At 56.5% G+C, this 12,049-nt stretch carries 5 protein-coding genes and 4 rRNA genes (1 of these 9 running past the window's edge); 4 read left to right on the top strand and 5 right to left on the bottom strand.

The features are described 5' to 3' along the window. Window positions 1–391 precede the first annotated feature (391 nt). The 4 genes from HKK53_RS19870 to HKK53_RS19885 are packed head-to-tail and all read left to right on the top strand — an operon-like array spanning window position 392 to window position 6,008. Entirely contained in the window at window positions 392–1,168 is a 777-nt protein-coding gene (locus HKK53_RS19870; protein WP_169372235.1) for a DUF3050 domain-containing protein, read from the top strand. After that, window positions 1,165–2,094, top strand: coding sequence for a diiron oxygenase (locus tag HKK53_RS19875; protein ID WP_169372236.1), 930 nt, complete (start codon window positions 1,165–1,167; stop codon window positions 2,092–2,094). The genes HKK53_RS19870 and HKK53_RS19875 overlap by 4 nt, the downstream gene beginning before the upstream one ends. Window positions 2,095–2,107: 13 nt before the next feature. Continuing rightward, window positions 2,108–5,518, top strand: coding sequence for a non-ribosomal peptide synthetase (locus HKK53_RS19880; protein WP_169372237.1), 3,411 nt, complete (start codon window positions 2,108–2,110; stop codon window positions 5,516–5,518). A 22-nt stretch (window positions 5,519–5,540) separates the two neighbouring features. After that, window positions 5,541–6,008, top strand: coding sequence for an SRPBCC family protein (locus tag HKK53_RS19885; protein ID WP_169372238.1), 468 nt, complete (start codon window positions 5,541–5,543; stop codon window positions 6,006–6,008). 57 nt (window positions 6,009–6,065) lie between these two features. On the opposite strand, the gene HKK53_RS19890 is transcribed toward HKK53_RS19885, so the two are convergent. The 5 genes from HKK53_RS19890 to HKK53_RS19910 form a co-directional block, all read right to left on the bottom strand. Next, window positions 6,066–7,946: a methyl-accepting chemotaxis protein gene (locus HKK53_RS19890; protein ID WP_169372239.1), complete on the bottom strand. Its 1,881-nt coding sequence runs from the start codon at window positions 7,944–7,946 to the stop codon at window positions 6,066–6,068. A 306-nt stretch (window positions 7,947–8,252) separates the two neighbouring features. Beyond that, window positions 8,253–8,368, bottom strand: a 5S ribosomal RNA gene (rrf, locus tag HKK53_RS19895). A gap of 108 nt (window positions 8,369–8,476) precedes the next feature. Next, window positions 8,477–8,592 (bottom strand): 5S ribosomal RNA (gene rrf, locus HKK53_RS19900). A 158-nt stretch (window positions 8,593–8,750) separates the two neighbouring features. Then, window positions 8,751–11,641: ribosomal RNA gene (locus HKK53_RS19905) — 23S ribosomal RNA — on the bottom strand. 300 nt (window positions 11,642–11,941) lie between these two features. Further along, a 16S ribosomal RNA gene (locus HKK53_RS19910) occupies window positions 11,942–12,049 on the bottom strand (it continues 1,431 nt past the right edge of the window). The 16S, 23S and 5S rRNA genes sit together here, the layout of an rRNA operon.

A 12,049-nucleotide genomic window follows, 5' to 3' on the forward strand; every position in this document is an offset into this window, starting at 1 on the left:
CTCAGATCACACCAACGACTGCAGTTTGAAAGTTGCTCTGAGTGAGGCATTCACTCTCTTTTTCGATTCTGACTTATATAAGCCGGAAGGAGCAACTTCATCCAAATAAAACTCAAGCCAGAAGTTTTATTGGAACTTGTCGCGCCCGCGAAAGTTGAACTTTCAAATAATATAAAAATAACTTGCCGAGAACTTTATTGATGTATTAGTTTTTCTCCGCCGCCATTGGATCCAGGCACATCCCTGATCCAGCAAGGCCTGCAAAGAATGCCTCATTGCTCAAACACATCAATTCGATTGAGGACTGCGCTCGCCAACAGAAAACATTAACCCACTGTCGCTTATTGATTACGTCCCCTTTTGGTATTCCCGTTAACTTATAGGCTCGTCCATGAAATCGACTAAAGACCGTCTCAATCAAAAGAAAGCAGAACTTAGCGCCCACCCAATCTTTGGCGAAATACATTCGCTGTCTATTCTGCAGCGCTTTATGGAAACCCATGTCTTTGCGGTCTGGGATTTCATGTCGCTGACCAAGCGCCTGCAACAGGAACTGACCTGCGTGCAACTGCCCTGGCTGCCGCCGCGAGACCCGCAGGCAGCACGGCTGATCAACGAGATTGTGCTTGGCGAAGAGTCCGATGATCGTCCCGCCAATGGTCACTACAGCCATTTCGAGTTGTACCTGGATGCGATGCGTGAAGTCGGTGCAAGTACCGCGGCCGTCGAGCGCTTCGTGGCGCTGCAAAAGGAAGGCGTGAGTTATGACGTGGCGCTGCAAAGCGTGAATGTCGATCCGGCCGCCGCGCAATTCGTGCGCGACACCTTGCACACCGCCCTGCATGCCCCCGGCCATAGTGTCGCCGCCGCGTTTTTGCATGGTCGCGAGAGTGTGATTCCGCAGATGTTCCAGCGGATTCTCGATGACTGGGGCATTGGCATCGAACAGGCACCGACCTTCCGCTACTACCTGGAACGCCACATCGAAGTCGACTCGGAAGACCACGGCCCGGCTGCCGAAAAACTGCTCGCCCGGCTGGTCGATGGCGACCCGCAACGCCAGGAAGACGTTTACGCCAGCGCCATCGCCGCCGTGGAAAGCCGCATCGCCCTGTGGGATGGCTTGCGCGTCAGCATGAGCGAATCCTTGGGCGAGGTGAGCGCATGAACGCTGCCGACTACCAATCTTTCGCCGACGCCTGGGAAAGCCGCGCCACCATCCGCACCCGGCCCCGGCGCGTGCTGGAGAACGACGACAAGCTGATCTACCCGTTGAGCCGCCAACCTTTGGTGCTGAGCGACACCTTCCTGCGCGAGTGCCCGGAGCAACGGGACTTCGCCTTGGTGCAGACGCTCTACAAATTCATCAACGACGTGGTGATTTTCGAAACAGAGATCGTCGACAAGACCGCTCGCAGCATCGCCAAGAACCGCTTCGCCGTGGCTTTCCCGTTCGCCTGCCGCTACGACGCCATGACCGTGGTGGTAGACGAGGATTACCACGCGCTGGTGGCAATGGATTTCATGCAGCAGACCGTGGCGATGACCGGCATCACGCCGATCGAACTGCCGGATGAAATCGAGCTGAGCCGGGCGATTCCGGCCGCCGTGGCCCTGGCACCGGAACACCTGCGCAGCGCCGTGGAGTTGATCTGCGTGGCCATCGCCGAGAACACCGTCACCGGCGATGTGGCGGCGTTCGCCAAGGACGATACGGTCAAGCAGTCGATCAAGGGGCTGATGGCCGATCACTTGCTGGACGAGGGTCGTCACTCGAGCTTCTGGGCGCGTCTGGTGCGCATCTACTGGCACACCGCGAGCGAAGCCGACCGTCAGTGTATCGCGCAGATCCTGCCGGTGTTCATCAGCCATTACCTGACCAACGACATCCAGAAGTCCTTCGACTTTCGCCTGATCGAGTCCTTGCAGATCAGTGACGCCGCGCGCCGGGCACTCAAGAGCGAAGTCTCGGGGTTGGCCTTCCCGATCAATCGCCATCACCCGCTGGTCGCCAACATCGTGCGGTTTTTCCGCAGCAGTTCGTTGCTCGATTCGCCGTGCGTTCAGCAAGCCCTGGGCGACTACCTGGTTTAACGAGGAGAACATCATGAGACGTCTCGACATTGCGCTTACAGGGCAGAGCCAGGCTTTGACCGACCTGGCGCTGGAGCTCGAACAACATGGACATTCACTGGTACGGCTGACAGATGTCAGCGAGCCAGGGTTGGGCAGCGTCGATTTGGTGATCGACGATGCCAGCCTGGTCTTTCCCGACTTCGGTGAGGTGCCGCGATTGACGTTGCAGCTGGGTGTCGGCGGGGCTTCGGGCCTGCCCACCCTGGACGTGCTGTGCACCTATGGTTCAACGCTGTTCACCCGCGTACCGATTGCCGAGGAACCGTCCGGCAATGGCCAGGCGTTGCGTCTGCGTGCGGTGGCGGAACTGGTGGATCACGTGGCGCTGCTGGTCAGCCGTTTTTCCCGGGATGCCGAGTATTTTTTATCCGCTGAGCCGACGGCGCCCGTGCACTTCGAACGGGTGGAAAATCTGCTGTTTCTTGAGCGCCTGGCGTTCGTCCATCAGCTCAACATGACCGCGCACGATGGGCTACTGCAACTGGGTCAGATCCCGATGATCGAGCGGCTGGAACAGCGCTTTATCCAATGCGCCGCACGACCCGCGCTGAACATCGCCGGCACCTCGCTCAGCTATCGCCAGTTGCATGCTTACAGCCGTGCGATCCAGCAGCGTTTGCAGCCGTTGCTGGATCAGCATCGAGGCTCGTTGGTGGTGGGTATCTGCCTGCCGAAAAGCAGCGCGTTGTATGCGGGGATTCTGGCAATTCTCGGCAGCGGTGCGGTGTACCTGCCGCTGGAGCCGAGCCATCCGCTGCAACGCCAGCAATACATCCTGGAGAACGCCGGCGCGGTGTTGTTGCTGCATGATGGCGAGCATCCCCTGGCGGGTCAGGTGCCGGGCCTGGACATCAGCCGTATCGACATCGACGACGCGGATCTCGAACAACCGTTAATGCACCGACGACCCACCCTCGACGCGCCCTGCATGGCGCTCTACACCTCGGGCACCACCGGGCACCCGAAAGGCGTGTTGCTCAGCCAGGCCAATCTCGCGCACTTCACCGCGTGGTATGCGGACTACGTGCAACTGACTGAACAGAGTCGGGTGTTGCAGTTTTCATCGCTGAGTTTCGACTCTTCGCTGATCGATATTTTCCCGACACTGCTGCAGGGCGCGGAGTTGATCGTGCCCAGCGATGATCAGCGGCGTGATCCCTTGCAACTGGTCGAACTGATCCGTCATCAGCAACTGAGCCACGCCTTCCTGCCGCCGGCGCTGTTGAGCATTCTGCCGCTGGATCAGTTGCAGGTGCTCGATCATGTAATGACCGGCGGCGACGTCTGCGAACCCTACGTCATCGAGCGACTGACCCGCCAGGGCAACCTCTACAACCTCTATGGCCCCACCGAAGCCACGGTGCTGATCACCGCGCGGCAACTGCGGCCCGGCGACAACAACCGCACCCTCGGCGGTCCGATTGCCAACAGCCAAGTGCTGATTCTCGATGAGGACTTTCAACCGGTGGCGGAACAGACCGTCGGTGAGTTGTACATCGTCGGCCCGGGCGTGTGCCTGGGTTACCTGAACAATCCACAGCAAACCGCCGAACGTTATCTGGACCTGAAACTGCCGAACGCTAAAAGCCTGCGGGCCTACCGCACCGGCGACATGGCGAAGTGGACCGGCGACGGTGTCGAGCTGTGCGGACGCCGGGACAATCAGGTGAAAATCCGCGGCTTCCGGGTCGAGCCGGAAGAGATCGAGCGTTGCCTGCGCGACAGTCAGTTGTACCGACAGGTGGCGGTGGTGATCGACAGCCAGCGACGGATCCTGGCGTTCCTCGCCCAGCCGCAGGAAGAGCAACCGGGTGCCGCGCGCGAAGCGTTGAAGGCCCACGCCGTGCAGTTCCTGCCGGACTACATGCAACCCGGTGCCTGGACGGAGTTGGCGAGCATGCCGTTCGCCAGTAACGGCAAAGTTGATCGCAAGGCGCTGCTGGCGCTGCCGGTGACGGTGTTGGAGAACAGTGCCCGTCGGTTGCCGGTCAGCGCCGATGAAGCGTTGCTGCTGGAGATCTGGGCCGAGTTGCTGGAGCTGCCGGCCAGCGACATTTCCACCGATGAAAGCTTTTTCAATCTGGGCGGTCACTCGATCCTGCTGTCGCGGATGTTGTTGCGCCTGCGTGAGGAGTTCGGACGCAGCATTTCGATCAACCGCTTCATCGAACTGCCGACCATCGCGAAGTTGGCGACGCTGGTGCGCGGCTCGGGCACAGAAGAAGTGTTGAGCGAACAGGCGATGGCCGATGCCTTCCGTGAGCTGGAGATCCAGCCGCTGCCGGTCAGCCGCATGGGTGATGTGCACAAGGTGATCGTCACTGGCGCCAACAGTTTTGTCGGCGTGCACATCGTCGAGGCGTTGCTGGCCTGGGGCGCCACCGAAGTTGCTTGCCTGGTGCGCGATGGCGGTGGGCAAACGGCGGCTGAGCGCTTTGCCCAGGCGTTGCGCGAGAACCGACTGGAGCATCTGGACTTGCATCGGGTGCAGGTTTACGCGGCGGACATCACGCGTCCGATGCTGGGGCTTGCGGAGGACGTCTACGAGCGTCTGGATCGGGAGTTTGGCGCACTGGTGCATAACGCGGCCAACGTCAATCACGTGCTCGATTACGAGTCGCTGGCGCGGGATAACGTCGAGCCGATCTTCGAATGCCTGCGTTTGTGCGAAGGGCGCAGCAAGAAGATCTTCAACTTTGTCTCCACGCTTTCGGCGTCCAGCACGATTTCTGACGATGGCCGGGTGCTGGAATTGCCCGCCGCGCAAACGCCACCGATCTACATCAAGAACGGCTACAACCTGTCCAAGTGGGTTGGCGAGCGGATCCTGGAACGGGCGCGAGAGCGTGGTGTGCGGGTCAACTTGTATCGCCCCGGCAACATCAGTTTCAACAGCCTCACCGGCGTCTGCCAGCCGCACAAGAATCGCTTGATGCTGATGCTCAAGGGTTCGATCCAGCTCGGTCAGGTGCCGGAGTTCACCCTGAACTTCGACCTGATGCCGGTGGACTTCCTCGCTCGCTTCATCGCTTTCCATGCCAGCCGTTATCAGCCGGAACACGCGGTGTTCAACCTGCACAACCCCGAGCCGCTGAGCTGGGATGCCTACGTCAATTCGTTTCGCGAAGCGGGTCGGGAATTCTCGATGGTCAGCGTCGCCGACTGGCAGCAGCAACTGGGCCGGGTCGACAGCGACAACGCGCTGTTCGGCGTGCTGGGCTTCTACCTCAACGGCTTTGAGGAAGACATCGGCGACATCTCGATGATCGGCCACGACAACGCCCAGGCCGGCGTCCGGCAGATGGGCGCGCACTACCCGCAAAAGTCCCCGGCGCTGCTGCGTCGCGGCTGCGATTACCTCAAAGAAATCAACTTCATCTGAACCACCCCACTGGAGCAAAACCATGAAAACCCTGCAACCCGATACCCTGATCAAAAACCCACACGGCTGCCACGTGGCGTCCTCGGTGGACGTGCCTGCGGACGCGTTGAAAGTCTGGGCGGTGGTCGGCAACTTTGCCGGCTTCGACGCCTTTATCCCGGCGCTGTCGCACATCGAGATGACCGGTGAAGGCGTGTCGTCCCTGCGCAAGAAAGTCTTCAAGGACGGCAACCTGGTGGTCGAGCAACTCAACTCCCGGGACGACCAGGCGCTGAGCATGACCTGGACGACCATCTACAACACCTTGGGCGTGGCGAACTTGTGGGCGGCGATGAATGTGGAATCGCTGGGCGAAGGCAAATCGCGGGCGACCTGGACCATCATCGCTGAACCGGCCCAGGGCGACGCTGAGGCGTTACCGGGGTTCAAGGATTTCGTGCAGGGCTTTGCCGATGACGCGATGAACAATGTGTTGAAGCTGTTTGCATAAGGCATGAAAAAGCCCGCTGTGGAGGTGATCCACAGCGGGCTTTTTTACATCGATAGATCAGATTTTGAAGCTGTCGACCAATTGCTTCAAACGGTTGGCCTGCAACGACAGAGCATCGCAATCCTTCAATGTTTCATTGAGGTTGGCCACGCTTTGCTGGTTCAACAGGTTGATCTGGTTGACGTCGACGTTGAGGGTTTCCACGACTGCAGTCTGCTCTTCGGTCGCCGCGGCCACCGATTGGTTCATGCCGTCGATTTCGCCGATGCGCTGGGTCACGCTGACCAGGCGCAGACCGGCCTGGTTCGCCACTTCAACGCTCTCTTCACTGGAGACCTGGCTGGCGTTCATGGTGGTCACCGCTTCGCGAGAACCGATCTGCAGCGAGGTGATCATCTTGTGGATCTCCTCGGCCGATTCCTGGGTCCGATGGGCGAGGTTACGCACCTCGTCCGCCACCACCGCAAAACCACGACCGGCTTCACCGGCACGGGCCGCTTCGATAGCCGCGTTCAGGGCCAGCAGGTTGGTCTGCTGAGAGATACCTTTGATCACATCCAGAATGTGCCCGATGTTGTCGGTGCTGGCATTCAGGGTTTCGATCTGGGTGCAGGACAGGCTGATTTTCTGCGACAGCTCGGTCATGGCCAGGATGGTTTTTTCCACCACCTGACGACCGTCGTCGGCCTGCTCGCTGGCGCCGCTGGCGTGCTGCGAAGCATCGGCGGCGTTGCGGGCAATTTCCTGGGTTGCGGCGCCAAGCTCGTTGATCGCGGCAGCCACACTGTTGGTGCGAGCGCTTTGTTCGTCGGAACCGATGATCGAGGCGTTGGATGAGGCCATCACGCGTTGCGACAGATCGTGCACCTGACGGGTCGCCGAGGACACTTCGGAAATCGACGCGTGAATCCGCTCTACGAACTGGTTGAATGCACCGCCCAGTTCTCCGAACTCGTCTTTGCTTTCCACGGCCAGACGACGGGTCAGGTCACCTTCGCCCTGGGCGATGTCTTTCATCGCACGACCCATGGTTGTCAGCGGGCGCATCAGCACGTTGATCAGAAGGCTCAGCAGCACTGCAATGGCGCTCACGGCGATAAACATCGCGATCAGTGCCGAGGTGCGGAATTGGCTCAGCGGGGCGTAGGCCTTGTCCTTATCGATCGACAGCCCGATGTACCACTCGGCATTTGGCAAGCCACTCACTGGGGTGAACGAGAGGATGCGGTCCTGCTTGTTCAGGGTGACTTCCTGATTACCCTTCTCGATGCGTACGCTGGAACCTGGGTAGATGTCCTTCAGGTTCTTCATCACCTGATCTTTGTCCGGGCTGACGATCACCTGACCGTCGGCGCTGACCAGGAACGCGTGGCCGATACCACCGAAGTCCACCGAATTGATGATCTTCACCAGGGTTTCCAGACTCAGGTCACCGCCGACAACGCCGAGCAGTTCGCCGTTCTTTTTCACCGGCATGGCGATTGTCACGACCAGGCCACCGACTGCGGCCATGTAAGGCGGGGTCAGCATGGTTTTGTCGGCAGCAACGGCTTGCTTGTACCAAGGACGCTGACGTGGGTCGTAGCCGTCCGGCATCTTCGCGTCAGGGCGCTGGGTGAAGACACCGTTGGCCTGGCCGACGTACGTGAACTGGAAGTTCGAGGTAAAGGCCGGTTGATCGACCAATCCTGGCAGATCGGCATTCGCGCCTTGGTGAGCAACGTTCTGCGCCAGGTTTTCCAGCACCAGCACGCGGCCGCTCATCCAGTTCTGCACGCTGCTGGCGGTCAAGTCGCCGGCTTGCTGGACAGAAGATTCGAGGTTTTGCCGAATGGTGTTTCGCTGCAAATAGTCGTTGTACAAAGTGAACAACGCGAAAGCCAGCACCACGACGCCTGAAGCGGCCAGCAGGATTTTATGGCTGAACTTGAGATTCATTTCATGGGACTTCTTATGCAAAAAGTGGGGATGCGTTCCGGATTGCAACATTCCATGTAACAGCGCAGACGGCTTTCTGAGGCCGCTCTACTTTGGTGCACGCATGTCTCACCAGTTTTTCGGCACGAGAAGGATAAATCTTAGGGGTTTGTATGAAATGGATGACATTCACGCCAGATTCCCGCCGAACGGCGTACTAGAGCGTCTGGCTTAGCTTTTAATTCCTTTGCTGTCGCTCGGCGCTTTATCTGCTCCAAAACGACAAAACCCCTGTCTGCGCTAGCAGACAGGGGTTTCGGAATTCAATCTTGACGATGACCTACTCTCACATGGGGAAACCCCACACTACCATCGGCGATGCATCGTTTCACTGCTGAGTTCGGGATGGGATCAGGTGGTTCCAATGCTCTATGGTCGTCAAGAAATTCTGTGACCAGCCCGTTACCGCAGTAACGTGCCAGCAAAAAACGGTGACTTCTACTAAAACAAAACCCCTACCTGCATACGCAGATAGGGGTTTCGGAATTTAATCTTGACGATGACCTACTCTCACATGGGGAAACCCCACACTACCATCGGCGATGCATCGTTTCACTGCTGAGTTCGGGATGGGATCAGGTGGTTCCAATGCTCTATGGTCGTCAAGAAATTCGGTAGCCAGCTCGTTTGCCTTTTCAGGTTCACGCTCCAGCGAATGGGTATGCGATAGATTTGTGTGTTTTTTTGCTGCGAACTTTCGGTTCATTGCGTCTTCACACACCGCAATCTGGTCTCTCTCGAGTTCACAAATTGCTTGGGTGTTATATGGTCAAGCCTCACGGGCAATTAGTATTGGTTAGCTCAACGCCTCACAGCGCTTACACACCCAACCTATCAACGTCGTAGTCTTCGACGGCCCTTCAGGGGACTCAAGGTCCCAGTGAGATCTCATCTTGAGGCTAGTTTCCCGCTTAGATGCTTTCAGCGGTTATCTATTCCGAACATAGCTACCCGGCAATGCCACTGGCGTGACAACCGGAACACCAGAGGTTCGTCCACTCCGGTCCTCTCGTACTAGGAGCAGCCCCTCTCAAATCTCAAACGTCCACGGCAGATAGGGACCGAACTGTCTCACGACGTTCTAAACCCAGCTCGCGTACCACTTTAAATGGCGAACAGCCATACCCTTGGGACCGGCTTCAGCCCCAGGATGTGATGAGCCGACATCGAGGTGCCAAACACCGCCGTCGATATGAACTCTTGGGCGGTATCAGCCTGTTATCCCCGGAGTACCTTTTATCCGTTGAGCGATGGCCCTTCCATACAGAACCACCGGATCACTAAGACCTACTTTCGTACCTGCTCGACGTGTCTGTCTCGCAGTCAAGCGCGCTTTTGCCTTTATACTCTACGACCGATTTCCGACCGGTCTGAGCGCACCTTCGTACTCCTCCGTTACTCTTTAGGAGGAGACCGCCCCAGTCAAACTACCCACCATACACTGTCCTCGATCCGGATAACGGACCTGAGTTAGAACCTCAAAGTTGCCAGGGTGGTATTTCAAGGTTGGCTCCACGCGAACTGGCGTCCACGCTTCAAAGCCTCCCACCTATCCTACACAAGCAAATTCAAAGTCCAGTGCAAAGCTATAGTAAAGGTTCACGGGGTCTTTCCGTCTAGCCGCGGATACACTGCATCTTCACAGCGATTTCAATTTCACTGAGTCTCGGGTGGAGACAGCGCCGCCATCGTTACGCCATTCGTGCAGGTCGGAACTTACCCGACAAGGAATTTCGCTACCTTAGGACCGTTATAGTTACGGCCGCCGTTTACCGGGGCTTCGATCAAGAGCTTCGCGTTAGCTAACCCCATCAATTAACCTTCCGGCACCGGGCAGGCGTCACACCCTATACGTCCACTTTCGTGTTTGCAGAGTGCTGTGTTTTTAATAAACAGTCGCAGCGGCCTGGTATCTTCGACCGGCATGGGCTTACGCAGTAAATGCTTCACCCTCACCGGCGCACCTTCTCCCGAAGTTACGGTGCCATTTTGCCTAGTTCCTTCACCCGAGTTCTCTCAAGCGCCTTGGTATTCTCTACCCAACCACCTGTGTCGGTTTGGGGTACGGTTCCTGGTTACCTGAAGCTTAGAAGCTTTTCTTGGAAGCATGGCATCAACCACTTCGTGTTCTAAAAGAACACTCGTCATCAGCTCTCGGCCTTAGAATCCCGGATTTACCTAAGATTCCAGCCTACCACCTTAAACTTGGACAACCAACGCCAAGCTGGCCTAGCCTTCTCCGTCCCTCCATCGCAATAACCAGAAGTACAGGAATATTAACCTGTTTTCCATCGACTACGCTTTTCAGCCTCGCCTTAGGGACCGACTAACCCTGCGTCGATTAACGTTGCGCAGGAAACCTTGGTCTTTCGGCGTGGGTGTTTTTCACACCCATTGTCGTTACTCATGTCAGCATTCGCACTTCTGATACCTCCAGCAAGCTTCTCAACTCACCTTCACAGGCTTACAGAACGCTCCTCTACCGCATCACCTAAGTGATACCCGTAGCTTCGGTGTATGGTTTGAGCCCCGTTACATCTTCCGCGCAGGCCGACTCGACTAGTGAGCTATTACGCTTTCTTTAAAGGGTGGCTGCTTCTAAGCCAACCTCCTAGCTGTCTAAGCCTTCCCACATCGTTTCCCACTTAACCATAACTTTGGGACCTTAGCTGACGGTCTGGGTTGTTTCCCTTTTCACGACGGACGTTAGCACCCGCCGTGTGTCTCCCATGCTCGGCACTTGTAGGTATTCGGAGTTTGCATCGGTTTGGTAAGTCGGGATGACCCCTAGCCGAAACAGTGCTCTACCCCCTACAGTGATACATGAGGCGCTACCTAAATAGCTTTCGAGGAGAACCAGCTATCTCCGAGCTTGATTAGCCTTTCACTCCGATCCACAGGTCATCCGCTAACTTTTCAACGGTAGTCGGTTCGGTCCTCCAGTTAGTGTTACCCAACCTTCAACCTGCCCATGGATAGATCGCCCGGTTTCGGGTCTATTCCCAGCGACTAGACGCCCTATTAAGACTCGCTTTCGCTACGCCTCCCCTATTCGGTTAAGCTCGCCACTGAAAATAAGTCGCTGACCCATTATACAAAAGGTACGCAGTCACCCAACAAAGTGGGCTCCCACTGCTTGTACGCATACGGTTTCAGGATCTATTTCACTCCCCTCTCCGGGGTTCTTTTCGCCTTTCCCTCACGGTACTAGTTCACTATCGGTCAGTCAGTAGTATTTAGCCTTGGAGGATGGTCCCCCCATATTCAGACAAAGTTTCTCGTGCTCCGTCCTACTCGATTTCATGACTAAGAGATTTTCGCGTACAGGGCTATCACCCACTATGGCCGCACTTTCCAGAGCGTTCCGCTAATCTCAAAGCCACTTAAGGGCTAGTCCCCGTTCGCTCGCCACTACTAAGGGAATCTCGGTTGATTTCTTTTCCTCAGGGTACTTAGATGTTTCAGTTCCCCTGGTTCGCTTCTTAAGCCTATGTATTCAGCTTAAGATACCTAACTTATGTTAGGTGGGTTCCCCCATTCAGACATCTCCGGATCAAAGTCTGTTTGCCGACTCCCCGAAGCTTTTCGCAGGCTACCACGTCTTTCATCGCCTCTGACTGCCAAGGCATCCACCGTATGCGCTTCTTCACTTGACCATATAACCCCAAGCAATCTGGTTATACTGTGAAGACGACATTCGCCGAAAATTCGCAATTACTCACAAATTTTACCTTAGCCTGATCCGTTACCAGTGAAAGTAACGTTCAGTCTATCTTTCTATCACATACCCAAATTTTTAAAGAACGATCTAATCAAAGACTAGAAATCAATATTCATTTCAGAATATTCATTTCTAAACTCTAACGACACAAGCCACCTTAAAGGCTGGCTTATCGTCTTCTTCAATGAATCAAGCAATTCGTGTGGGAACTTATGGAGCAGCTGATGTCGTCGATTAAGGAGGTGATCCAGCCGCAGGTTCCCCTACGGCTACCTTGTTACGACTTCACCCCAGTCATGAATCACACCGTGGTAACCGTCCTCCCGAAGGTTAGACTAGCTAC

Source organism: Pseudomonas sp. ADAK7 (genome assembly GCF_012935675.1).
Lineage (GTDB): Bacteria > Pseudomonadota > Gammaproteobacteria > Pseudomonadales > Pseudomonadaceae > Aquipseudomonas.

What these genes read in the sequence shown, in the direction of transcription:
- HKK53_RS19870 (WP_169372235.1), top strand. Translation starts at nt 392, where the DNA reads ATGAAATCGACTAAAGACCGTCTCAATCAAAAGAAAGCAGAACTTAGC.
- HKK53_RS19875 (WP_169372236.1), top strand. Translation starts at nt 1,165, where the DNA reads ATGAACGCTGCCGACTACCAATCTTTCGCCGACGCCTGGGAAAGCCGC.
- HKK53_RS19880 (WP_169372237.1), top strand. Translation starts at nt 2,108, where the DNA reads ATGAGACGTCTCGACATTGCGCTTACAGGGCAGAGCCAGGCTTTGACC.
- HKK53_RS19885 (WP_169372238.1), top strand. Translation starts at nt 5,541, where the DNA reads ATGAAAACCCTGCAACCCGATACCCTGATCAAAAACCCACACGGCTGC.
- HKK53_RS19890 (WP_169372239.1), bottom strand. Translation starts at nt 7,946, where the DNA reads ATGAATCTCAAGTTCAGCCATAAAATCCTGCTGGCCGCTTCAGGCGTC.